Origin of the sequence: Actinokineospora sp. UTMC 2448 (assembly GCF_024760565.1) — a bacterium.
GTDB lineage: Bacteria > Actinomycetota > Actinomycetes > Mycobacteriales > Pseudonocardiaceae > Actinokineospora > Actinokineospora fastidiosa.
The window spans coordinates 6,179,707-6,200,151 of sequence record NZ_CP031087.1; the positions used below are offsets into that span (position 1 = coordinate 6,179,707).

Annotated in this window: 29 protein-coding genes; 11 read left to right on the forward strand and 18 right to left on the reverse strand. The window is 71.4% G+C overall.

Features of this window, described 5'->3' with window-relative positions:
* Position 1: 1 nt before the first annotated feature.
* Positions 2-454, reverse strand: coding sequence for a GNAT family N-acetyltransferase (locus Actkin_RS28345; protein WP_258904905.1), 453 nt, complete (start codon positions 452-454; stop codon positions 2-4).
* The gene (locus Actkin_RS28350) at positions 429-1,064 is read right to left on the reverse strand and encodes a MerR family transcriptional regulator (protein WP_189209725.1); all 636 of its coding nucleotides are present in this window, start codon (positions 1,062-1,064) and stop codon (positions 429-431) included. The genes Actkin_RS28345 and Actkin_RS28350 overlap by 26 nt, the downstream gene beginning before the upstream one ends.
* 166 nt (positions 1,065-1,230) lie before the next feature.
* Here Actkin_RS28350 and Actkin_RS28355 point away from each other — a divergent pair, with 166 nt between their 5' ends.
* The 4 genes from Actkin_RS28355 to Actkin_RS28370 are packed head-to-tail and all read left to right on the forward strand — an operon-like array spanning position 1,231 to position 4,955.
* Positions 1,231-2,091 (forward strand): hypothetical protein, encoded by an 861-nt coding sequence (locus tag Actkin_RS28355; RefSeq protein ID WP_258904906.1) that lies wholly within the window; start codon positions 1,231-1,233, stop codon positions 2,089-2,091.
* The gene (locus Actkin_RS28360; protein WP_189209723.1) at positions 2,088-2,516 is read left to right on the forward strand and encodes an ABA4-like family protein; all 429 of its coding nucleotides are present in this window, start codon (positions 2,088-2,090) and stop codon (positions 2,514-2,516) included. Before Actkin_RS28355 ends, Actkin_RS28360 begins: the two co-directional genes overlap by 4 nt.
* Positions 2,517-2,526: 10 nt before the next feature.
* A complete protein-coding gene (locus Actkin_RS28365) occupies positions 2,527-3,345 on the forward strand; it encodes a purine-nucleoside phosphorylase (protein ID WP_258904908.1) in 819 nt (272 codons plus the stop codon).
* Entirely contained in the window at positions 3,342-4,955 is a 1,614-nt protein-coding gene (locus tag Actkin_RS28370; protein ID WP_258904909.1) for a phospho-sugar mutase, read from the forward strand. The genes Actkin_RS28365 and Actkin_RS28370 overlap by 4 nt, the downstream gene beginning before the upstream one ends.
* Here the strand turns inward: Actkin_RS28370 and Actkin_RS28375 are convergent.
* Both Actkin_RS28375 and Actkin_RS28380 read right to left on the reverse strand, forming a co-directional pair.
* Complete coding sequence (locus Actkin_RS28375) at positions 4,948-6,009, reverse strand: cobalamin-independent methionine synthase II family protein (RefSeq protein ID WP_258904910.1); 1,062 nt, start codon at positions 6,007-6,009, stop codon at positions 4,948-4,950. The two genes, Actkin_RS28370 and Actkin_RS28375, sit on opposite strands and share 8 nt — an antisense overlap.
* A 100-nt stretch (positions 6,010-6,109) precedes the next feature.
* On the reverse strand, positions 6,110-6,898 hold the full coding sequence (locus tag Actkin_RS28380) for an NAD(P)H-binding protein (RefSeq protein ID WP_258904911.1): 789 nt from the start codon (positions 6,896-6,898) through the stop codon (positions 6,110-6,112).
* 85 nt (positions 6,899-6,983) lie between these two features.
* Here Actkin_RS28380 and Actkin_RS28385 point away from each other — a divergent pair, with 85 nt between their 5' ends.
* Positions 6,984-7,370, forward strand: coding sequence for a winged helix-turn-helix transcriptional regulator (locus Actkin_RS28385; RefSeq protein WP_396122898.1), 387 nt, complete (start codon positions 6,984-6,986; stop codon positions 7,368-7,370).
* A gap of 18 nt (positions 7,371-7,388) precedes the next feature.
* On the opposite strand, the gene Actkin_RS28390 is transcribed toward Actkin_RS28385, so the two are convergent.
* From Actkin_RS28390 to Actkin_RS28400, 3 genes are all read right to left on the reverse strand, one after another.
* The gene (locus Actkin_RS28390) at positions 7,389-7,541 is read right to left on the reverse strand and encodes a DUF397 domain-containing protein (RefSeq protein ID WP_258904912.1); all 153 of its coding nucleotides are present in this window, start codon (positions 7,539-7,541) and stop codon (positions 7,389-7,391) included.
* Positions 7,542-7,648: 107 nt separating this feature from the next.
* A complete protein-coding gene (locus Actkin_RS28395) occupies positions 7,649-7,801 on the reverse strand; it encodes a DUF397 domain-containing protein (protein ID WP_258904913.1) in 153 nt (50 codons plus the stop codon).
* Positions 7,802-7,803: 2 nt separating this feature from the next.
* Complete coding sequence (locus Actkin_RS28400; protein ID WP_189209717.1) at positions 7,804-8,631, reverse strand: helix-turn-helix domain-containing protein; 828 nt, start codon at positions 8,629-8,631, stop codon at positions 7,804-7,806.
* 64 nt (positions 8,632-8,695) lie between these two features.
* On the opposite strand from Actkin_RS28400, the gene Actkin_RS28405 reads away from it, so the two are divergent.
* From Actkin_RS28405 to Actkin_RS28415, 3 genes are all read left to right on the forward strand, one after another.
* Positions 8,696-9,121 (forward strand): hypothetical protein, encoded by a 426-nt coding sequence (locus tag Actkin_RS28405; protein WP_189209716.1) that lies wholly within the window; start codon positions 8,696-8,698, stop codon positions 9,119-9,121.
* Between the two features lie 5 nt (positions 9,122-9,126).
* Positions 9,127-9,576: a flavodoxin family protein gene (locus tag Actkin_RS28410; protein WP_258904915.1), complete on the forward strand. Its 450-nt coding sequence runs from the start codon at positions 9,127-9,129 to the stop codon at positions 9,574-9,576.
* Positions 9,577-9,688: 112 nt separating this feature from the next.
* Positions 9,689-11,185 carry an FG-GAP-like repeat-containing protein gene (locus Actkin_RS28415; RefSeq protein ID WP_258904917.1) on the forward strand — a complete coding sequence of 499 codons (1,497 nt, stop codon included), beginning with the start codon at positions 9,689-9,691 and terminating at the stop codon, positions 11,183-11,185.
* A gap of 95 nt (positions 11,186-11,280) precedes the next feature.
* Here Actkin_RS28415 and Actkin_RS28420 read toward each other — a convergent pair whose 3' ends face one another.
* Genes Actkin_RS28420 through Actkin_RS28430 form a run of 3 tightly spaced genes read right to left on the reverse strand, consistent with a single transcriptional unit; the run spans position 11,281 to position 13,130 of the window.
* A complete protein-coding gene (locus Actkin_RS28420) occupies positions 11,281-11,700 on the reverse strand; it encodes a nuclear transport factor 2 family protein (protein WP_229786690.1) in 420 nt (139 codons plus the stop codon).
* A gap of 51 nt (positions 11,701-11,751) precedes the next feature.
* Positions 11,752-12,738, reverse strand: a complete 987-nt coding sequence (locus tag Actkin_RS28425; protein ID WP_189209713.1) for an aldo/keto reductase — start codon at positions 12,736-12,738, stop codon at positions 11,752-11,754.
* Positions 12,711-13,130, reverse strand: coding sequence for a MerR family transcriptional regulator (locus Actkin_RS28430; protein WP_189209712.1), 420 nt, complete (start codon positions 13,128-13,130; stop codon positions 12,711-12,713). The genes Actkin_RS28425 and Actkin_RS28430 overlap by 28 nt, the downstream gene beginning before the upstream one ends.
* A 136-nt stretch (positions 13,131-13,266) precedes the next feature.
* Between Actkin_RS28430 and Actkin_RS28435 the strand changes: the two genes are divergently transcribed.
* Complete coding sequence (locus Actkin_RS28435; RefSeq protein ID WP_258904918.1) at positions 13,267-13,941, forward strand: polysaccharide deacetylase family protein; 675 nt, start codon at positions 13,267-13,269, stop codon at positions 13,939-13,941.
* Positions 13,938-15,176: an extracellular catalytic domain type 1 short-chain-length polyhydroxyalkanoate depolymerase gene (locus Actkin_RS28440; protein WP_258904919.1), complete on the forward strand. Its 1,239-nt coding sequence runs from the start codon at positions 13,938-13,940 to the stop codon at positions 15,174-15,176. Before Actkin_RS28435 ends, Actkin_RS28440 begins: the two co-directional genes overlap by 4 nt.
* Here Actkin_RS28440 and Actkin_RS28445 read toward each other — a convergent pair.
* From Actkin_RS28445 to Actkin_RS28480, 8 genes are all read right to left on the reverse strand, one after another.
* Positions 15,173-15,553, reverse strand: a complete 381-nt coding sequence (locus tag Actkin_RS28445; protein ID WP_258904920.1) for a type II toxin-antitoxin system death-on-curing family toxin — start codon at positions 15,551-15,553, stop codon at positions 15,173-15,175. The genes Actkin_RS28440 and Actkin_RS28445 overlap by 4 nt on opposite strands.
* A complete protein-coding gene (locus tag Actkin_RS28450; RefSeq protein ID WP_189209708.1) occupies positions 15,550-15,756 on the reverse strand; it encodes a ribbon-helix-helix protein, CopG family in 207 nt (68 codons plus the stop codon). Before Actkin_RS28450 ends, Actkin_RS28445 begins: the two co-directional genes overlap by 4 nt.
* A 28-nt stretch (positions 15,757-15,784) precedes the next feature.
* Complete coding sequence (locus tag Actkin_RS28455) at positions 15,785-16,426, reverse strand: DUF3558 family protein (RefSeq protein WP_258904921.1); 642 nt, start codon at positions 16,424-16,426, stop codon at positions 15,785-15,787.
* 41 nt (positions 16,427-16,467) lie between these two features.
* A complete protein-coding gene (locus Actkin_RS28460; RefSeq protein ID WP_258904922.1) occupies positions 16,468-17,007 on the reverse strand; it encodes a DUF3558 family protein in 540 nt (179 codons plus the stop codon).
* The gene (locus tag Actkin_RS28465; RefSeq protein ID WP_258904923.1) at positions 17,004-17,972 is read right to left on the reverse strand and encodes a hypothetical protein; all 969 of its coding nucleotides are present in this window, start codon (positions 17,970-17,972) and stop codon (positions 17,004-17,006) included. Before Actkin_RS28465 ends, Actkin_RS28460 begins: the two co-directional genes overlap by 4 nt.
* Positions 17,969-18,262 (reverse strand): hypothetical protein, encoded by a 294-nt coding sequence (locus Actkin_RS28470; protein ID WP_258904925.1) that lies wholly within the window; start codon positions 18,260-18,262, stop codon positions 17,969-17,971. Before Actkin_RS28470 ends, Actkin_RS28465 begins: the two co-directional genes overlap by 4 nt.
* Before the next feature lie 81 nt (positions 18,263-18,343).
* Complete coding sequence (gene upp, locus Actkin_RS28475) at positions 18,344-18,967, reverse strand: uracil phosphoribosyltransferase (protein WP_258904927.1); 624 nt, start codon at positions 18,965-18,967, stop codon at positions 18,344-18,346.
* Positions 18,968-18,977: 10 nt separating this feature from the next.
* Positions 18,978-19,754, reverse strand: a complete 777-nt coding sequence (locus Actkin_RS28480) for a methyltransferase domain-containing protein (protein WP_258904929.1) — start codon at positions 19,752-19,754, stop codon at positions 18,978-18,980.
* A 42-nt stretch (positions 19,755-19,796) separates the two neighbouring features.
* Between Actkin_RS28480 and Actkin_RS28485 the strand changes: the two genes are divergently transcribed.
* Positions 19,797-20,438, forward strand: a complete 642-nt coding sequence (locus Actkin_RS28485; RefSeq protein ID WP_229786689.1) for a DUF1707 SHOCT-like domain-containing protein — start codon at positions 19,797-19,799, stop codon at positions 20,436-20,438.
* Positions 20,439-20,445 lie beyond the last annotated feature (7 nt).

A 20,445-nucleotide genomic window follows, 5' to 3' on the forward strand; every position in this document is an offset into this window, starting at 1 on the left:
CTCAAAGGCGCAGCCGTAGGACGATCTCGCCGTCCTCCACCTCGCCGGTCGGCTCGAAGCCGAGGTCGCGGTAGAACGGCCACGGCTCGCCATCGCCGGGGACGTAGCTGGTGAGCAGTTCCGGGACGCCCTCGGCGCGGAGGAGGGCGATGACCAGGGTGAGCGCGGCGCGGCCGTGGCCGTGGCCCTGGTGGTGTTCGTCGATCAGCAGGCGCCACAGGAAGTACGGGCCGGTGATGCCCGGGCCGGGTGGGGCGTTCCAGCTGAGCATCACGAAGCCGACCGGCTCGTCGTCTGAGTAGATCGCGCGGTACCAGGGGGCGCCCTCGGGGGTGCGCGCCGCCTCCTCCAGGGACGCCGCCACGGACGCGACGAAGCGTTCCTGGTCGGGCCGCACGCGCAGGGCTGTGACGGCGGCGGTGTTCTCGTCAGTGATCTCCCGCAGGCTGATCATCCGTTCCCCCATATCGCTTGTGCGACTCCACCGTCTGCGCGAGCCGCCGCAGTGCCAGCAGAGCCGTGTCCCCCAGCAGTGTCCCGACGACGACGCTCTCCAGCATGCGGTCGACGTCCATCCCGGACACGTAGTCCAGGTCGGCGGCGGCCACCGCCTCGCAGGCGTGGCCGTACTCGATGAGGTTGGGCGTCAGGTCGTGGCCGAGGTCGCGGGCGGCGGCGATCACCGCGGCCAGGGTGCGCACGGACGGGTGCTGGCACGCGTCGGTCCAGCCGAGCCTGGCCAGCACGCCCTCGGCCTCGGCCTGGGCGTCCGGGTCGACCTCGTCGGGGGCGTTGATCAGGCTCTTGGAGACCTGGCCCATCAGGTGGTCGCGGTCCTCGTCCGGGGAGTCGACGGCGGCGATGATCTCGCCGACGGTGGCCAGGGACAGCCCGCCCAAGTCGACCATGGCCCGGATCAGGCGCAGCCGACGGACGTGGCCGTCGTCGTAGCGGGCCTGGTTGCGGCCCGTGCGCTCACCGGCCGGAAGGACGCCTTCCCGCAGGTAGAACTTGATGGTCGGCACCGGGACGCCGGTCGCCCTGCTCAGTTCGGCGATCCGCACCGCGTGTCCTCCTCCGGGCGAAGTCAGGGTTCCTCGGGGTTGCCCTCCCCGAGTGGATAGTGTAACTATCGAAAGTAGAAAGTTCCGCTATCCATTCACGGGGGCAACCACCATGCGCACCGCGTTAGCCACTTGGAACCGTCCGTTCATCATCTTCACCGTAGCCATGGCGGCCGTCGCCGCCGTCTCCGTGGGTGGCCTGATCCTCGACGACCGGGTGCTCCTCGGCGCGCCCATCTGGCTCAAGCCGCTGAAGTTCGCCCTGTCGTTCATGCTCTACGGCGTGGCGTGGGCCTGGCTGATCGCGCTGATGCCCAAGCGGTCGCGCACGCTGCAGGCGGCGTCGGCCGTCATCATCCTCACCTCCATCGTCGAGATGGCCATCCTGCTGACCCAGACCGTGCGCGGCCGGGAGAGCCACTTCAACAGCACCACCGAGACCGACGCGATGCTGTTCGAGCTCATGGGCATCACCATCGCCGTCTTCTGGGTCGCCACCCTGGTCGGCTCGGTCGTCATCGGCGCGCGCCGGATCGCGCCGAGGCCGGAGAACCTGGCCATCCGGCTCGGCCTGGGGATCTCGCTGGTCGGCATGCTGCTGGGCATCCCGATGACCACCCGCGACAGCATGCGCGAGGGCTTCTCCGGCACCCACTCCGTCGGCGTGGTCGAGGGCGGCCCGGGCATGCCGCTGACCGCGTGGAGCACCACCGGCGGCGACCTGCGCATCCCGCACTTCGTCGGCCTGCACGCCCTGCAGGTCCTGCCGCTGATCGCGCTCGCGCTCACCGTGCTCGCCGCCCGCTACGCCGTCCTGCGCGCCGAGGAGGTCCGCTACCGGATGGTGTGGACCGCGGGCGTCGTCTACGCGGGCCTGATCGCCCTGGTCACCTGGCAGGCGTTCCGCGGCCAGCCGCTGCTGCGGCCCGACTGGCTGACCCTGGCGGCCCTCGCGGTGCTCATCGGCGCGGGCGCGGCGGGCGTCTCCTGGGCCAAGGCGGGGCGGAAGGAACTGGTGACCGCGTGACGTCGTTCCTGTTCGACCTCTCGTTCTACGTCGCCGTCCCGTTCTGGGCCATGATGATCTTCGCCCCGCGCTGGTCGCTGACCGAGCGGGTCATCGCGAGCCCGGCGATCGTGCTGCCCGGCGTGGCGATCTGGATCGCGCTGGCGGCGCCGATCTTCCCGGAGCTGTGGTCGGCGGTGTCCAGCCCGTCGCTGGACGGGCTGCGCGAGCTGCTGGCCGACGACCGGGCGATCACGCTGCTGTGGGCGCAGGTCCTGGCCTGGGACCTGTTCGTCGGCCGCTGGGTCTACCTGGAGTCGCGCAGGCTGGACATGCACCCGCTGCTGATGGGTCCGCTGCTCGTCGCGCTGATCCTGCTCTCCCCGCTGGTGCTGCCGGTCTTCCTGCTCTTGCGCGCACGCGCACGCGAGAGGGCGCCCGCGTAGGCTCCCGGCCGTGACCGACAGCGTTATTGACCCTGAGACCGACCCCTTGGGCGTCGCCGCGCAGGCGGCGCGGGCACTGGCCGAGCGGACCGGGATCGAGCGCCACGACCTGGCGCTCGTCCTGGGCTCGGGCTGGCGACCGGCGGCCGACGTGCTCGGCGAGCCGGTCGCCGAGGTGCCGCTGGCCGAGCTGCCCGGCTTCCTGGCCCCGACCGTCACCGGGCACGGCGGGACCGTGCGCTCGGTCGACGTCGACGGCCGCAAGGTGCTGATCACGCTCGGCCGCACGCACCTGTACGAGGGCGTCCCCATGAGCCGCGTCGTGCACGGCGTGCGGACCGTCGCGGCGGCGGGCGTCAAGACGGTCATCCTGACCAACGCCGCGGGCTGCCTGATGCCGGACGCCCGGATCGGCCAGCCCGTGCTGATCAGCGACCACATCAACATGACGGCCCGCTCCCCGCTGGTCGGCGCGGAGTTCGTCGACCTGACCGACCTCTACTCCCCCCGCCTGCGCGCGCTGGCCAAGGAGATCGACCCGAGCCTGGTCGAGGGCGTCTACGTCGGCCTGCCCGGCCCGCACTTCGAGACCCCGGCCGAGATCCGGATGCTCCGCGGCTGGGGCGCGGACCTGGTCGGCATGTCGACAGTGCTGGAGGCCATCGCCGCCCGCGCGCTGGGCGTGGAGGTCTTCGGCCTGTCGATGGTGACGAACCTGGCGGCCGGCATGACCGGCGAGCCGCTGGACCATCTGGAGGTGCTGGAGGCGGGCCGCAGGTCGGCCACCGCGCTCGGCGGCTTCCTCCGCGACCTGATCGCCCGCGCATGAGGCTGACGCCCGATCTGCGCGACCGCGCCTTCCGCTGGATCGCCGACGACCCGTCCGATGCCGACCGCGCCGAGCTGCAGGCCGTCCTGGCCGCGGCCATGGGCGGGGACGCCGCCGCCGTCGCCGGCCTCGCCGACCGGATGGCGGGGCCGCTGACCTTCGGCACCGCGGGCCTGCGCGGCCCGGTGCGCGCGGGCCCGAACGGGATGAACCGCGCGGTGGTCATCCGCACCACGGCGGGCCTGGCCGACTGGCTGACCCGGCAGGGCCGGACCGGGACCGTGGTCGTCGGCCGCGACGCCCGGCACGGCTCGGCCGCGTTCGCCGTCGACGTGGCCGACGTGCTGGCCGCGGCCGGGTTCGCCGTGCGGGTGCTGCCCGGGCCGCTGCCGACCCCGGTGCTGGCCTTCGCGGTCCGGCGGCTCGGCGCGGTCGCGGGCGTGCAGATCACCGCGTCGCACAACCCGCCCCAGGACAACGGCTACAAGCTCTACCTCGGCGACGGCACCCAGATCGTGCCGCCCGCCGACCGCGAGATCGAGGCGGCCATCGCCGCCGCGCCCGCCGCCGTGTCGGTGCCCCGGGTCAGTCGCTCGTCCACTGCGGACATGTTGGACGAGTACCTGGACCGCGTCGTCACGCTGCCCCGGGGCAGCGCCCGCGCGCTGCGGGTCGTCGCGACGGCCCTGCACGGCGTCGGGGCGGGCCCGCTGTCGCTGGCCCTGCACCGCGCGGGCTTCACCGACGTGACGATGGTGGCCGAGCAGACCGAGCCCGACCCGGACTTCCCCACCGTCGGCTTCCCCAACCCCGAGGAGCCGGGCGCGACCGACCTGCTGCTGGCCCGCGCCGCCGAGGTCGACGCCGACCTCGCGATCGCGCTCGACCCCGACGCCGACCGCTGCGCGCTGGGCGTGCCCACTCCGGACGGCTGGCGCATGCTCTCCGGCGACGAGACCGGCGCCCTGCTCGGCGCGCACCTCATCGCCGACGCCCCGCCGGACGCCCTGGTGGCCAACACGATCGTGTCGTCGTCGCTGCTGGAGTCCATCGCCCGCGCGCGCGGCGTCCGCTACGACGCCACCCTCACCGGCTTCAAGTGGCTGGTCCGCGCGGGCGACGGCCGGGGCACCGGCCTGGTCTACGCCTACGAGGAGGCCCTGGGCCACTGCTGCGACCCGGACTTCGTGCGCGACAAGGACGGCATCTCGGCCGCGGTCCTGGCCTGCGACCTCGCGGCCACGCTCAAGGCGTCCGGCCGCACGCTCCTGGACGCGCTGGACGACCTCGCCCGCGAGCACGGCCTGCACCTGACCCGCCAGGTGTCGGTCAGGGTGACCGACCTGGACCGGATCGGCTCGCTCATGGCCGCGCTGCGGTCGAACCCGCCGACGGAGCTGGCCGGGGCGCCCGTGACCGTCGAAGACCTGCTGCCCGACGCCGACGTGCTGCGCCTGCGCGGCGACGGCCTGCGGGTGATCGTGCGGCCGTCGGGCACCGAGCCGAAGGTGAAGGCATACCTGGAGGTCGTCGCCCCGGTGGCGGAGCGGGACGCGGCCACCGCCCGGCTCGGCGCGCTCGCCGACGAGGTGGCCGCGCTGCTCAGCTGAGCGCCACCTCGGCCAGCGCGGTCCCGCGCACCCGCGCCTCGATCTTGGCGAAGGCGACCTCGCGCGGGGTGGAGGTGTCGTCGGCGAACGGCGCGAAGCCGCAGTCGTCGCAGGTGCCGAGCTGGTCGAGCGGGATGTGGCTGGCGGCGGCCAGCACGCGGTCGCGCACCTCCTCTGCCGTCTCGACGACCGGGTTGATCGGGTCGGTCACGCCGACGAACACCCGCACGTCCGGCCGCAGGTGCTCGGCGATGACGCGCAGCACCCGCTCGGGGTCGGGCTCGCCCGCGAGCTGGACGTAGAAGTTGCCCACGTTCAGCTCGAACAGGGTGGGCAGGAGGTCGGCGTAGTCCACGTCGAGGCTGTGGGTGGAGTCCTGGTCGCCGCCCGGGCAGGTGTGCACGCCGAGCCGGGCCCGGTCCGCCCGGCCGAACCGGCCCAGCACCTCGTTGTTGACGGCGACGAGGTCCTTGAGCAGCCCGCCGGACGGGTCCAGCTTGAGCGAGAGGCGGCCCTCGGTGAAGTCGAGCTGCACCGCGTGCGCGCCCGCGTCCAGGCAGCCGCGGATGTCGGCCTCCGCCTCGTCGGCGAGGTCGCGCAGGAACTCCTCGCGGGTGTAGGCCGGGATCGGCTCGGCCGGGTAGAGCAGGCTCAGCGCGGACGGCGCGATGACGGCCTGCTTGACCGGACGGTCGGTGTGCCGCTGGGCCGCGCGCAGGTAGTCGGCCGCGTGGGCCTGGTAGCGGAACGGCCCCATGGTCAGGCGCGGGAGCTGCCGGGTGTGCCCGTCGGCGAAGGGGATCACCGCGCCGTGCGGGTCCAGCCCGGCGAGCCCCGCGAGCGGGTAGGTGAGGAAGCTGGGCTTGCTCTGCTCCCCGTCGACCAGGACCGGGCAGCCCAGCTCCGCCAGCCGCGCCATGGTGTCGGCGATCGCGGCCTGCTGGAACCGCGCGAGTTCCTGGTCGTCGAGCCGCCCGTTCGCGTGTGCCGAAAGCGCCTGCTGCAAGGCTGGCGGACGCGGGATGCTGCCGATCGGCTCGGTCGGGATGATCATGAGCCGGACAGTAGGACACCGGGCGCGCGCCCAGCAGGGACGCGACGGGAACATCGCCCGAACGCGCGTGGATTCAGCCCGAACGGGCGTGGACCGTTCCTCAGCGGAATGCGGCGAGCGAGTGTGCCACCCAGTCGGAGTACGGCCGGGGCGCACGACCGAGCACCCGCTCGACGTCAGGGCTGACGCGCTGCTCGCGGTCGGTGGGCGAGCCGAGGATGTCGAGCGTGCTCTCGACGACGGGCGCGGGCATGAACCGCGTCATGCGGGCGCGGGCCTCGTCGCGGGAGAGCTCGGTGAGGCGGACCGGTTCGCCGAGGGCGTCGGCGAGCGCGGCGACCTGCCCGCGCGGCGAGATCGGGGCCGGGCCGGTCAGTTCGTAGGTGGCGCCCGCGTGGCCGGGCTCGCGCAGGACGACGGCCGCGACCTCGGCGATGTCGTCGGGATCGATCACCGGGAGGGCGACGTCGACGAAGGGCGCGGACACCTCGCGGGCGACGCGGACGCCGTCGGCCCAGGCGTAGGTGTTGGAGGCGAAGTTGCCCGGGCGCAGGAGCGTCCATTCCAGACCGGAGCCGGTCACGGCGGCCTCCAGGTTCGCCGGGTGCCTGCCGGTGCCGACGCCCTGGGAGGACAGCAGGACCAGCCGCCGCACACCGCTGGCGCGGGCGACGTCGACGACGGCGTCGAGGTCCCCGTCGGGGAGGAACGCGGCGGGGGTCATGAGGAAGACGGCGTCGGCGCCGTCGAAGGCGGGCTTGAGGGTCTCCGGCCTGGTGAGGTCGGCCCCGGACGCGCGGGACGCGGCCGTGACCTGCTCCCCCGCCTGGGCCAGCGCCCGCACCAGCGTCCGCCCGACATTGCCCGTCGCCCCGGTCACCACGATCATGTTTCGCTCTCCGTTCACTCGCTGAGGACGGGAGCGACGCTACTGTCGTGGGGATAGTAGGTACCTAGAGGAAAGTAAGGGCGACGTGATCGAGGACACCGACCCGGAGCTGGCCTGCCCCATCGCCCCGGTGATCGACGTGGTGTTCAGCCGCTGGACCACACCGATCCTGTGGTGCCTGCACGAGTACGGCAGGCAGCGCTTCGGCGAGCTGGAGCGGCGGATCACCACGATCACCCCGAAGGTGCTGACCCAGCGCCTACGACAGCTCGAACGGGACGGGCTGGTGGTGCGCACGTACCACGCGGAGGTCCCACCCCGGGTCGAGTACGAGATCAGCGACCTGGGCAGAAGCCTGTCCCCGCTGTTCGCCTCACTGGCGGAGTGGTCGGTGAACCTGGTGGAGGTGGAACGGGCCAGGGCGGAGTACGACGCCCGCACCCGCCCGGGGGACCGTAGGGCTCCCCGCTGACGGAGTCGGCTGGACCTGTTACCTCACGCGAGCGAGCAGGTCACGGAGCGCGGAGACCGTGATGGGCAGCTCCCCGCCTGGACGTTTGCTGTCCCGCAGGGCCGCCAAGTCCTGCCGAACCTCGACACAGTTGCTACCCGCGTGCGACCGAGACGACTTACGCCATTCCATGATTCACAACCTCCTGGTCAGGACCTGGACGCGTTGGAACGTGGGTGGCGGGAGCGGGAAAACGCCTGCCGTGACCCCGGGGCTCGTCTCCTGCTGGGTGTAACCGGCTACCTCAGTCGGGCGAGCAGATCGCGCAGTGCGGAGATCGGGATGGGCAGCTCCACGCCTGGGCGCTTGCTGTCCCGCAAGGCCGCCAAGTCCTGCCGAACCTCAACACAGTTGCTCTCGACCCCCGACCGAGACGACTTGCGCCAGTCCATGATCACAACCTCCTCGCCAGGCCCTCGATCATACTGCTGCTTTCCGCACTCGGAAGGGCCGCTCGGAACAACTCCCGACGGGCGCTCTCGTACACCTCCACGGCGGGCGTGTGGAGGTACACAGCACTCCTCATGAGCTCCACGTGCAGGATCGGTTGGTCGCGGGGGAACTCCAGGAGCATCCAGGAGTGCATCAGCGCCGCCAACGGAACGCACGCCCGCACGACTCGAACACCCCAGCCGCGCTCGGGGGCGCGGTGTAGGTGCAGAAGCTGTTCCTTTAGGGCATCGACACCCCCGAATGGCGTCCGCAGCGCCATCTCGTGGATAAAGGCGGTGTACTCGACCCTCGGCAGCACAGCCTGACGGCGCTTTCGTGCCTCCCACAGATCGTCGGTCGCGGGCGGTTCGAGCCCATTGGCTTGGAAGTACCCGATCGCGTACGCGCGAGTCTGCAGCAGTCCTGGGATCAGCGTGATCGACCAGTCGGTGAGGGCGCGGGCAATGGATTCGTGACTCGCGAGGGTTCCCACGTTGATCGGCACCCCGGGCAACGGGTGCTCCCACCACCCCGCCTGGTCCGACGCCTTCGCCGCCTCGATCAGCGCCGCTCGATGGATAGCAGGCGCTCCATAGAGCCCACACAACAACGCCACGTCCTCACTCGTCACGTGGCGCTTGCCGTTCTCCGTCCGACTGAGCGTCGGAACCGAAATCTGGGCTATCTCGGCCGCCTGTTCCAGATTCAGGCCCGCCTGCTGCCGGAGTGCCCGCAACTGCGCACCCAGGGTGCGGTCGCGGGCTTGCGGGGGCTTCCGCTTCCCGGACATTCCACTCCTTTTCTGCACTGCCAAGCAAAAGTCGACAATCGGCCACCGACTTATGTTGGTGCATATGGATTCCACTCAGGACATCGACTACTGGCTCGACCGGCTCCGGGAGCGCCGGTGGTTGCTCCACTTCCACGAGCGGCGGTCGGAGATCGGCGCCGTGCTCACGTGGCCGGGCGTCTGGGACGTCCTGGTCCTCGTGGCCGAGCAGCATTCCCTCGCCTACCGCACCCCGCGCGCACCTGATCTCGACCCCTTCGACCCCGAGTACATCGTCGACTGCTACGCCGGGCCCGCCGTCTGGACGATCCGCTGGATCATGACCCTGCCTCCGCCCGGCCCGGTGTTCCCGCCGCTGCGGCCGGTTCCCGCCGACTTCTCGATTCCCCGGAACCTACGCCGTCCGACGATCATCCGGCCGATCCGGCACCGGACGCCACCCGAAGGGGATGATTTTCCGCACGAGCAAAGGGAATTGCGCCTAAGCTAGCCCTCATGCCGACGCTCTTGATAGTGCACCACACGCCTTCGCCCGCTATGCAGGCGCTGTTTGAGGCAGTCGTGTCCGGTGCCGCCGACCCGGAGTTGGAAGGCGTCACCGTCGTGCGCAAGGCCGCTTTGTCAGCGACCGCCGTCGACGTGCTCGCCGCCGACGGGGTCGTGCTGGGCACGCCCGCCAACATCGGCTACATGAGTGGCGCTCTCAAACACTTCTTCGACACCGTCTACTACCCGACGCTGGACGAGAAGCGCGGGCTGCCGTTCGGCTGCTACGTGCACGGCAACGAGGGCGTCGAGGGCGCGGTCGCCAGCATCGACAGGGTGACCACGGGACTGGGCTGGAAGCGCGTCTTCGAGCCCGTCACCGTGCTCGGCACGCCCGGCAAACCCGACCTCGAACGCTGCTGGGAGCTGGGCGCGACGGTGGCCGCCGGGCTCGGCTGACCCCGGTCACGGTCCGAACGGGACAGGACACGCAGCGAACCGGGAGAAACGGACAGCCGCCCGCGAGCGATGTGGGCAGCGACGCCCGCGTTCCCCGTCGAGAGGTAGTCCGATGCCCAAGCGTGCCCGGCTGGCCGCCGCGCTCACCCTGGTCACGGCCGCCGCCGTGGTCATCGCGCCGTCCGCGGCGGCGGAGAACCCCATCACGTTCGCTCCCCGGGTCGACTACCCGACCGGCAACCACCCCGAGTCCGTGTTCTCCGCCGACGTCAACGGCGACGGCAGACCCGACATCATCACCGCCGACCGCTACCAGCACGCGCTGAGCGTCCTGCTGGGCACGGGCGCGGGCGCGTTCGGGTCCGCCAGCTCGGTCTACCCGGGGCCGGAGCCGACCGGCCTGGCCGCGGCCGACCTCGACGGCGACGGCCGGACCGACCTGGCCGTGACCACGACCGGCGAGGTGTCGGTCCTGCTCGGCAACGGCGACGGCACGTTCGCCCAGCGCGTGGGCCACGCCGTCTCCGGCGGCGCCGAGGGCGTGGCGGCGGGCGACCTGAACGGCGACGACCGGGCCGACGTCGTCGTCTCCCGGCCCGAGGGCATCACCGTCCTGCTGGGCAACGGCGACGGCACGCTGGCGGCCGGGACCGACATCGCGGGCGGCGGCTACTCGCGCGGCGTCGTGCTGGCCGACCTCGACGGCGACGGCGCCACCGACATCGCCACCGCAGGCTTCTTCGCGGGCACCGTGTCGGTCTACAAGGGGGCCGGTGACGGCACGTTCGCCGCGCCGCTGGCCTTCCCGGCGGGCACCAACCCGATCGACGTCGCCGCGGGTGACTTCGACCGCGACGGCGTCATCGACCTGGCGACCGCCGACCACGGCAGCGGCACCGTCACGGTCCTGTCCGGGCCGTCCTACGCCTCGCCCGTCGCCATCCCGGTCGGCCCGAACCCCTACGGCGTCGCGGTGGCCGACCTCGACGGCGACGGCGACGCCGACCTCGCCGCCACCGTCGCGGGCGCGGACTCGGTGGCCGTCCTGGGCAACGGCGACGGCACCTTCACCCCCGCCACGACGCTGGGCGTCAACACCTGGCCGACCGAGATCCACGCCGCCGACCTCGACGTGGACGGCCGCACCGACCTGGTCACCACCAACCGCCACGCCGACGGCGTCTCGGTCCTGCTCAACCGCACGGTCCCGCCCGTGCCGCCGGCGGCCGACGTGTCGGTGAAGCTGACCGCGCGCCCGTACATCGGGCTGTTCGTCTCGCAGATCAACTACACGCTGACCATCCGCAACTCCGGCCCCGACGCCCTGGAGTCCGGCTCGGTGACGGTCGCCATCCCGCGCTACGTCCGCATCACCCCGGGCACCGGCTGCTCGCTCGCCGAGGGCGTCCTCACCTGCTCGACCGGACCCCTCGCCGTCGACGGCTCGGTGACCCGCAAGTTCGCCCACCCGGTCAACCCGCTGGCCGTCGGCACCCTCACCCTCACCGCCGAGCGCACCGCCAGCACCCCGACCGACCCCAACCCGGCCAACGACAAGTCCCGCTCGGAGTGCGCGGTCTTCGGCATCGTCCTGGTCGCCTGCCGCTGACACCGGTCGGCCGAGGGGCTGGCTTCCCCTCGGCCGACCGTCAGGACGGTTGATCCGCTTGCGTGCGCCCAGGCGGACCGCCTGCACCTGAGTGGTCAGGTGCAGGCGGCCGCGATCTCGGCAGTGTCCCAGTAGAACGGGCGGAGCTCGGTGATCAGGCCGTCCTCGACGTCCACGGTCTGCAGGATGGGGAAGTCGAGGTCGCGGCCCGTCGCGCGGGCGCGGGCGTGGATCCGGAAGCGCACGACCAGCGGGCTGGTCCGCGACAGATACGTCCGGTCCGCCAGGTCGAAGCGCTCCCAGACCGCGCTCATCGTGGTGAAGAAGCGCGCGAGGCCGTCGTGGCCGCGCCAGATGCCGCCGTAGGGCAGGCCGTCGGCCTGGTGCAGGGTCACGTCCGGGGCGAAGAACGGGGCCAGCGGCGCGAACGACGCCGAGCCGGGGCCGCCCGCGGCGAGGTAGTCGGCCTCGGCGGCGTACATGCCTTCCAGCACGTCGGTGGGGGTGATCGTCATGCGCCCCACTCTCGGGGCGCGTGGCGGGCGCCGCCGGCGGGAATGGGCCCGCTAATTGTCGATGGTCGCCATCCCGCCGGGCGCGTAGCGGTCGCCCGCCACGGCGTCCGCCGGGACGGCCGCCTCGATGGCGGCGATGTCGGACTCGGAGAGCCGGATCCCCGCCGCGGCGGCGTTCTCCTCCAGGTACTTGATCCGCTTGGTGCCCGGGATCGGCACGACGTCCCCGCCCCGGCTGTGCACCCAGGCCAGGGCGAGCTGGCCAGGCGTGACGTCCCGCTCGGCGGCCAGCTTGCGCAGGGCGTCCACAATGGCCAGGTTCCGCTCGAAGTTGCCGTCCTGGAAGCGCGGCTGGCCGACCGCGCGGAAGTCGCCCTCGGGCAGGTCCGAGCGCTGGGCGAACCGTCCGGTGAGGAAGCCGCGGCCCAGCGGCGAGTAGGCCACGATCCCGACGCCCAGCTCGCGGGCCGTCGGCAGGATCTCGGCCTCGATGTCGCGCGTCCACAGCGACCACTCGGTCTGCAGCGCGGCGATCGGGTGCACGGCGGCCGCCCTGCGCAGGGTCGCCGCGCTCGCCTCGGACAGGCCCAGGTGCCGGACCTTGCCCGCGGCCACCAGCTCGGCCATCGCGCCGACGGTCTCCTCGATCGGGACGGTCGGGTCCACGCGGTGCAGGTAGTACAGGTCGATGTGGTCGACGCCGAGCCGCTCCAGCGAGGCGTCGCAGGCCTGGCGGACGTAGGCGGCGTCGCCGCGGATGCCGCGCGCGGTCTCGTCGGCCGGGTCCCGCACGACGCCGAACTTCGTGGCCAGCAGGACGCGGTCGCGCCGGTCGGCGATGGCGCGGCCGACCAGCCGCTCGTTGGTGTGCGGGCCGTACATGTCGGAGGTGTCGAGATGGGTGACGCCCAGGTCCAGCGCGCGGTGGATGACCGCGATCGACTCGGCGTCGTCGCCGGGGCCGTAGAAGTCGCTCATCCCCATGCAGCCCAGGCCCTGGGCCGACGAGGTCAGCCCGCCGAGTGCGCGAGTGTCCATGGTGTGGTTTCCCCTGTCTCGGGCGGGCAGGCGCCCGCCACGACGCGTTCGTAGTTGTCGATCTTGTAGTCGAGGACGTCGACGCACGACCGCAGCTCGTCGATGCGGGCGAGGACGTCGGCGCGGTGGTCCTCGAGGATGCGCTTGCGCTCACCCGCGGTGCCCTCGCCGAGGCGGCGCAGCCGGGCGTACTCGCGCATGAGCTTGATGGGCATGCCGGTGGTCCGCAGCTTGGTCAGGAAGACCAGCCAGCCCAGGTCGTCGTCGGTGTAGACCCGTCGCCCCCCGGAGTCGCGCGCGGGCGGGTCGATCAGATCGATGCGTTCGTAGTACCGGAGGGTGTCGATCGACAGCCCGCTGCGGTGGGCTGCCTCGGCGATCGAGTAGGTCACGCCGTCGACGGTAGGTGCTGGAGCGCACTCCAGGTCAAGCCGCTCGTGCGCCGTTCATCCGCCGGGGGCGGGCGTTCGGCGCGAAAGATATTCGCCGGTGTTGCCCATCACACAAGCGCCAAGTGATAGTGAATGAATGCCCCGGAAACAATTTCGCGAAGCGCTCGCCGTCGCTTTCCTGGCAATGGCCGCGCTCGCCTATCCCGCTCAGGCAGCCGCCAAGAGCTGCGCAAACGGCTATGTCGCGCTCACTTTCGACGACGGCCCTAATCCGGCGACGACCCTGCGCCTGCTGGCCGCGCTGGAGGACGCCGACGCGCGCGCGACCTTTTTCACCGTCGGCCGGAATATCGACGCGAACCCGCACCTGCAGCGGGTCACCCAGGACGCGGGAATGTGGATCGCCAACCACACCTACACGCATCCGAACCTGACGGAGCTGTCCCGGCAGGAGGTGTTCTCCGAGCTGGTGAAGACCCAGGTGGCCACCGTCCGGGTGAACCGGACCTGGCCGACGCTGTTCCGCCCGCCCTACGGCGCGACGAACGCCGAGATCAAGGCCATGGCGAAGCGGCTGGGGATGACCGAGGTGCTGTGGACGGTCGACTCCCGCGACTGGGCGGGCGTGCCGAGCGAGGAAATCCGCTCGCGCGCGACCGCGTTGCAACCGGGCGGGATCATCCTGCTGCACGACGGCATCCAGAACACGATCGACGCGGTGCCGCTGATCGTGTCCGACCTGGCCGAGCGCGGCCTGTGCGCCGGTCGGGTCGGCGTGCGCGACGGGCAGCCGGTGGCGGTGGCGCCATGAGGCAGCGGATCTGGGCGGCGGTGGCCGCCGCGGCGACGGCGGCGGCGCTGGTCGTGGCCGCGCCGGGCGCGCAGGCCGCGTCGCTGGTCGAGGTCACCGACTTCGGCGCGAACCCCAGCAACCTGCGGATGCACCTTTATGTGCCGGACACGGTGCGGGAGCGGCCCGCGGTGCTGGTGGCCTCGCACTACTGCACGGGCACGGGTCCGGCGTTCTACTCCGGGACCGAGTTCGCGCGGCTGGCCGACCAGTACGGGTTCATCGTCATCTACCCGTCGGCCAACCGCAGCGGCAACTGCTTCGACGTCTCGTCGCAGGCGACATTGCGGCACAACGGCGGCAGTGACTCGCTCGGGATCGTGTCGATGGTGCGCCACGTGATCGCCCGGCACGGGGCCGACCCGGCCCGCGTGTACGCGACGGGGGTGTCGTCCGGGGCGATGATGACCAACGTGCTGCTGGGGGCGTACCCGGACGTGTTCGCGGGCGGCGCCGCGTTCGCCGGGGTGCCGTTCGCGTGCTTCGCGACCACGGACGGGTCGTCGTGGAACAGCCAGTGCGCGCAGGGCCAGGTCATCCGGACCGCGCAGCAGTGGGGCGACCTGGTGCGCGGCGCGTACCCGGGGTACACCGGGGCGCGGCCGAGGATGCAGCTGTGGCACGGCACCCAGGACGACACGCTGCGGTACCCGAACCTGGGCGAGGAGATCAAGCAGTGGACCGACGTCCACGGCCTCTCCCAGACGCCGACGTCGACGGACTACCCGGCCGCGAACTGGACCCGGACGCGGTACTCCGACAAGGTCGAGGCGATCAGCATGCAGGGCACCGGGCACAACCTGCTGTCGAACGGGATGGCGTTGCGGGCGCTGGAGTTCCTCGGGCTGACCGCGGGCCAGCCGCCGGTGACGACCACGCCGCCGCCCGCGTCGGGGTGCACGGTGACATACACGATGAACACGTGGAACACCGGGTTCACCGCGTCGGTGACGGTGTCGAGCACGTCGGCGGTGAACGGGTGGACGCTGGCGTTCACGCTGCCGTCCGGGCAGACGGTGACGAGCGGCTGGAACGCGACCATCTCGCCTGCCAGCGGGGCGGTGCAGGCCAGGAACGTGCAGTGGAACGGCACGATCCCGGCGGGCGGCTCGGCGTCGTTCGGGTTCCAGGCGACGCACAACGGCAACACCGCGCGGCCCGCGTCGTTCAGCCTGAACGGGACGCCGTGCAGCTAGCCCTTGGGCAGCGCCCAGGCCTGCAGGTGCTCAGCCACCTTGCGCACCTCGACGGCGCCGCGCCCGACCTCGCGCACGAGGTCGAGCGCGGCGTCGGTGTCCGCGTCGACCCAGTAGCCGTTGAGGTCGCACATCGTGACGGCGGCGACCCAGCCGAGCCGCCAGTTCCCCTGCGCCAGCGGCCGCGTCCGCACGACCGAGTCGAGCAGCGCCGCCGCCTTGAGCCAGAGCGAGTCGTAGGCCTCCACCCCGAGCACCGTCGCCCGCGGCCGGTGCGCGGCGGCGTCGAGCAACCCGAGATCCCGCACGACGAGGTCGCCCCCGGTCACCGCGGCGGCCAACACCAGGAGGTCGCCCGCGTCCAGATACGCCGTCAAACCGTGCCGATCCGGTCGAGGAGGGCGCGGTACCGCGGGAGCACCCGGCCCAGGACCTCGCCGAGCTGCTCCTCCTTGTGCATCCGCGCCCACCGGTCGTTGAGCGCGAGCCTGAGCACCTCCTGCTTGGACCGCCCCTCGGCGGCGGCGAGCTCATCGAGGCGCGCGTTCTCCTCATCGGTCAGCCGCAGGGTCATGGCCATGGGAGGGATGGTACCAGTTTGGTACCAGTCAGACCTTGATCGTCTCCGCCACCCGCTCGGCGACGGCGACGGCGCTCGCGCAGAGGTCGCCGTCACCCTTGCCGCCGTCGGAGTAGGCGACACCGAATCCCCGGTCGGGCGCGGTCCGCACGTAGACCTCGCACATCGTCGCGCCCCGCTCGGGCGGGTACTTCGCGGGGAACCCCGACATCTCCACGCTGACGGCCTCGGGGTGCAGCACCTCCCGCAGCGGGTCGTGACCGGTGACGATCCGCAGCGCGAGCTTCATCCCGCTGTCCCGGTCCTGCCAGATGCAGATCGACCCGCCGGGACCGCTCTTGGCCTCCCCCGGCACATCGACCTGCAACTCCTCACGAGTCTCGGCGTCGACCAACTCGCACTCCTCCTTCCCGACGGCCAGTTCCTGCTTGTCGGGGCGGCGGTCGGGTCGGAGCAGGCTGTAGCAGTGAATACCACGGCGATCAGGATTCTTCGCACGCCGAACGATAGCTTTCGCGAAACCCTCACCGCCCCCGAATTCGCGCGGCGAGCCGGTCGGCCACCAGTCGCGCGCCCGCGCAGTCGTCGAGCTTCGTGGTCTGGTCCGAGCGCGAGCACGATCGCGGGAAGCCGTCCATCTCCGCGACTGCGCGCCGGGCTGGGCGTACACGCTGCGCTAGCGGGTCCACATTGGACTCAACCCGCACATCGTCATCCCTCACGAACCCGCGCGGCGAGTTGGTCGGCGACCATCCGGGCGCCGCCACAGGAGTCGAGCGTCTGGTCGAGGGCGCCGTAGAGCACCGTGAACCCTTGGTCCGGTGCGGTCTTCACAGCGATGTCGCACACGAAGTCCGGCTGCACCGCGACCAGGATCGCTGGGAATCCGCCGACCTCGGTCACCTGGGCGTCGGGGTGGTCGTAGTCGTCGCCCAGCGGGTCGCTTTCGCTCCGGACGCTGATGGTGAGTCCGATTCCGGACATCCCATCCTCCTCCCACGTGCAGGTGTGGATCCCGTCGCGCGCGTATGCGCTGCCCTCCACATCGAGGCCCAGTCGAGCACGGAGGTCTCTTTCGACGAGATCACAGGTAGCACCGTCCAGCAACGGCGACAGGCTGAAGGACTCGGTGACGGTGGGCGGCGTCGTCAGCGTGGGGGTGGGCGGGGAGGTCGGCGCTGGCGGCTTGTCATCCGGGCTGCCACACGCGACGAGGCCAGCCAGCGCCAGAACGAGGACAACACCCCTCATTGCGCTTCCAATCGCCTGGTGACAGCGCTGTTCGGGTCGGGTGTCTGCGACTCGGTGCGCTGTCGCTCCACTTTCGGTCCAAAGTGCTCAGACGGCCGATAGCCGCTCGCGAAGAGTTCGTACCGAAAATCCGGGCTCGAAGGGCTGTAGGACGCCGGAAGCGGCCGCAGCAGCGCCACCGATTCCTCACCCAAGGCCGCCGTCTCCCGATCCACCCACTGTTCGATCTGGGTCATCGCATCCTCGAAATCGACACGCAGCGCGTCCCGCCCGCGGATGTATGACGCAACGACCTCGGGAGCCCCCGTCTTCTTGAGGTCGATCTCCAACTCTGCCGCCGCGATGTTCGTCACCGTCTTGATCCCGTTTTTGAGCAGTTCCGCGGGATTCGTGCTGAACAGATCCACCACTCCGTTGATCACGGTCGCGGAGCGCTTGGTGGCGGCCTCGGCCGTCCGCACCTCCTGGGCGGCCATCTCCTGTTCGCAGGCCACCACGACACCGTCGGCCAGCAGTCGGAAGTTCCGCCGCACCCTAGCGGCGACGGCCAGCATCATCCCCAGGGCGAGAACCGCCCGTTCCGTCACCCTCGCGTGATCGACGAGGTACTCGCGAATGAAGATCATCTGATCGTGGAATCGGTCCGCGGCCTCGCCGTGCCAGTGCACCGCGAGGTTCGCCGCCGCCTGCTCCAGGTCCGCCACAGCGTGGTCGTCGCCGCTCAACGCGTTCCACACCGCACGGAGGCGTTCGGATTCGTCGATGATCTTCTGCGGGTCGAGGGTGGCGAAATCCTGGGCATCGATGATGATCGAGGTGATAAAGGGGCTATCGCTGTTGGGCCCGAAATCGAAGCCGGTCGAGGTGGGTATCCCCGCCTTGTCGTACATCTCCATGATCTTCTCGCCGAGACGGTGCGCGGCGAGACCAAGGTCGGTGTCGGTCTCCCAGGCTATCGCGGTCACTGGGCGTCCGCCCTCCGGTACAACTCGATGATCTCCCTCAGCGCTTGTGCCGTCTCCTCGATCCGTTCGGCGCCCAGCCACAGCCGAACGCCGAGTTGGTCGGTGTAGCGGGCGTAGGCCCGCTGCGCGGGAAACACGGCCGCGAAGGCGCCCGCCCCCTCCAGCCCTTCGTGCTCAATGACAATGTCGCGCTGCTTCCGCAACATCTCCGAGAGCCTCGGCAGCGTGTCATCGGCGACGGGCGCGATCTTCTCCAGTTCGATATCGAACGATCCACCTGGTCCTGTCACGGTCCCCCCTTGGTTCCAGGACCAACGACGCTCCGACCGCAATCCCGGTTCCTGTGGTCACCGGATCGGAGTAACGCTGTGCTAAACGGCTCCATACTGGCGGTCACCAGCGTCGCCCAAGCCGGGGACGATGAAGCCGGAATCGTTCAGGCGTTCGTCGATGCTGGCCGTCACCAAACGGACCGGGAGAACGGAGTCCCGTAGGTGTTGGACGCCTTCCGGGGCCGCCAGCACGCAAATGGCGGTCACGTCCGTGGCTCCGCGTTCGACCAACAGACGAATCGTGTAAGCCATTGAACCGCCGGTTGCCAGCATCGGGTCCAGCACGAATACCGGGCGATTCGCGAGGGATTCCGGCAATGACTCCATGTACGGCGTCGGCTGCAGGGTCTCCTCGTCGCGCGCCAGGCCGACGAAGCCCATCTGGGCCTCCGGGATCAGCCGGTGGGCCTGGTCGGCCATGCCCAGGCCCGCGCGCAGGACCGGGACCAGCAGCGGCGGGTTGGCCAGCCAGTAGCCCTCCGTGCGCGCCACGGGGGTGTGGATGCGCTCGCTGCGCAGCGGGGCGTCGCGGGTGGCCTCGTAGACCAGCATGACCGTGAGTTCGTGCAGGGCCGCGCGGAAGGTGGCGTTGTCGGTCCGCGCGTCGCGCATCACGGTGAGGCGGGATTTGGCCAGGGGGTGGTCGACTGTGCGGACGTCCATCCGCGGGAATCTAGTCGCGGACGGCGATGACCGCGAACATGGTCACGGACATGTGGAAGTCGCCTGCGGCCTCGCCCGCGCGCAGGTCTTCCAGGAAGCGGTCGCGCTGGGGCTCGGTGATGGCGCCCTGGGCGATCGCCGCGCCGAGGGCCATCGTGAGCAGTTCGGTGTCGATGCCCGGCTGGATGAGGGCGTGGGAGCCGATGTCGGTCACCCGCAGGCCCGCCGCCGTCAGCTGGCCCGGCAGCCGCCGAGCGGCGTACGGGTTGGCGCTGAACCCCAGCATCGTCCCCATGAACGCGGCCACCACCTCCGGGTCGCCGGGATGGGTGATGGCCGTGGCCCAGTCGCTGTCGAGGACCGCGGTCCGCCCGCCGGGACGCAGGACGCGGGCGATCTCGCGTGCCGCCGCCGCCGGGTCCGTGAGGTGCTGGAACACGCGCTCGCAGCGGACCACGTCGAACGACGCGTCGGCGAACGGGAGGGCGAGGGCGTCGCCGTCGACGAAGTGGTCGCCGTGGCGGGCCGCCGCGACCGCGCGCATGCCCGCGTTCGGCTCCACGCCGACCGCGTCCGCCCCGGCCGCACGCAGGGCGGCGACCTCCGAGCCCGTGCCCGAGCCGATGTCCAGCGCGCGCTCGCCCGGACGCACCGCGAGGGCGTCCTGCGCCCACGCCCGCAGGCGGGTCACGCCGGGCGTCGCCGCCTGCCGGTCGAGCACCTCCACGAGCCGGGCGAGCTGGGCGTCGTCGGTCTTCTCCGCGCGGAAGGACGGCGGCTGGGTCATGAACGCGACTGTATCGGCGGCGGAGCCGCTAGGCTCACCCCCGTGAGTGACCTGCCCGCCGTCCCCGGTCCGCACGAGATGCGCGCGTCCAACGCCGACCGGGAACGCTTCGCGAAGATCCTGCACGACGCGATGGCCGAGGGCAGGCTGACGGTCGGTGAGCTGGAGGAACGCCTCGACCAGGTGTACGCGGCCAAGACCTACGGCGACCTCGTCCCGCTGATCCGCGACCTGCCCGGCACGCACGTCCGGCCCGTCCCCGCGGCCGCCCCGGCGACGTCCCCGCGCATCGGCGGGCGCGGCACGTCCTCCAGCGCCATCGCGATCATGTCCGGCTCCGAGCGCAACGGCCCGTGGACGATCCCGCCCACCTTCAGCGCCGTGGCCATCATGGGCGGGGTGGAGATCGACCTCACGCACGCCAGTTTCGAGGCGCAGGAGACCGTCATCCAGGCGTTCGCCCTGATGGGCGGGGTCGAGGTCCGGGTGCCGGAGGGCGTCACCGTGCACGTCACGGGCGCGGGCTTCATGGGCGGGTTCGAGAACAAGGTCTACACCCAGGGCCCGCCCGGCGCGCCGGTCGTGCGCGTCACCGGGTTCGCCATGATGGGCGGCGTCGAGGTCAAGCCGACGCGCAAGCCGAAGCGGCGCAAGCACGGCGACGTCGAGGAGATCGAGGACTGAGCCCGCG

What these genes read in the sequence shown, in the direction of transcription:
- Actkin_RS28345 (WP_258904905.1), bottom strand. Translation starts at nt 454, where the DNA reads ATGATCAGCCTGCGGGAGATCACTGACGAGAACACCGCCGCCGTCACA.
- Actkin_RS28355 (WP_258904906.1), top strand. Translation starts at nt 1,231, where the DNA reads ATGGCGGCCGTCGCCGCCGTCTCCGTGGGTGGCCTGATCCTCGACGAC.
- Actkin_RS28370 (WP_258904909.1), top strand. Translation starts at nt 3,342, where the DNA reads ATGAGGCTGACGCCCGATCTGCGCGACCGCGCCTTCCGCTGGATCGCC.
- Actkin_RS28375 (WP_258904910.1), bottom strand. Translation starts at nt 6,009, where the DNA reads ATGATCATCCCGACCGAGCCGATCGGCAGCATCCCGCGTCCGCCAGCC.
- Actkin_RS28380 (WP_258904911.1), bottom strand. Translation starts at nt 6,898, where the DNA reads ATGATCGTGGTGACCGGGGCGACGGGCAATGTCGGGCGGACGCTGGTG.
- Actkin_RS28390 (WP_258904912.1), bottom strand. Translation starts at nt 7,541, where the DNA reads ATGGAATGGCGTAAGTCGTCTCGGTCGCACGCGGGTAGCAACTGTGTC.
- Actkin_RS28395 (WP_258904913.1), bottom strand. Translation starts at nt 7,801, where the DNA reads ATGGACTGGCGCAAGTCGTCTCGGTCGGGGGTCGAGAGCAACTGTGTT.
- Actkin_RS28400 (WP_189209717.1), bottom strand. Translation starts at nt 8,631, where the DNA reads ATGTCCGGGAAGCGGAAGCCCCCGCAAGCCCGCGACCGCACCCTGGGT.
- Actkin_RS28405 (WP_189209716.1), top strand. Translation starts at nt 8,696, where the DNA reads ATGGATTCCACTCAGGACATCGACTACTGGCTCGACCGGCTCCGGGAG.
- Actkin_RS28410 (WP_258904915.1), top strand. Translation starts at nt 9,127, where the DNA reads ATGCCGACGCTCTTGATAGTGCACCACACGCCTTCGCCCGCTATGCAG.
- Actkin_RS28415 (WP_258904917.1), top strand. Translation starts at nt 9,689, where the DNA reads ATGCCCAAGCGTGCCCGGCTGGCCGCCGCGCTCACCCTGGTCACGGCC.
- Actkin_RS28420 (WP_229786690.1), bottom strand. Translation starts at nt 11,700, where the DNA reads ATGACGATCACCCCCACCGACGTGCTGGAAGGCATGTACGCCGCCGAG.
- Actkin_RS28425 (WP_189209713.1), bottom strand. Translation starts at nt 12,738, where the DNA reads ATGGACACTCGCGCACTCGGCGGGCTGACCTCGTCGGCCCAGGGCCTG.
- Actkin_RS28435 (WP_258904918.1), top strand. Translation starts at nt 13,267, where the DNA reads ATGCCCCGGAAACAATTTCGCGAAGCGCTCGCCGTCGCTTTCCTGGCA.
- Actkin_RS28440 (WP_258904919.1), top strand. Translation starts at nt 13,938, where the DNA reads ATGAGGCAGCGGATCTGGGCGGCGGTGGCCGCCGCGGCGACGGCGGCG.
- Actkin_RS28450 (WP_189209708.1), bottom strand. Translation starts at nt 15,756, where the DNA reads ATGGCCATGACCCTGCGGCTGACCGATGAGGAGAACGCGCGCCTCGAT.
- Actkin_RS28460 (WP_258904922.1), bottom strand. Translation starts at nt 17,007, where the DNA reads ATGAGGGGTGTTGTCCTCGTTCTGGCGCTGGCTGGCCTCGTCGCGTGT.
- upp (WP_258904927.1), bottom strand. Translation starts at nt 18,967, where the DNA reads ATGGACGTCCGCACAGTCGACCACCCCCTGGCCAAATCCCGCCTCACC.
- Actkin_RS28480 (WP_258904929.1), bottom strand. Translation starts at nt 19,754, where the DNA reads ATGACCCAGCCGCCGTCCTTCCGCGCGGAGAAGACCGACGACGCCCAG.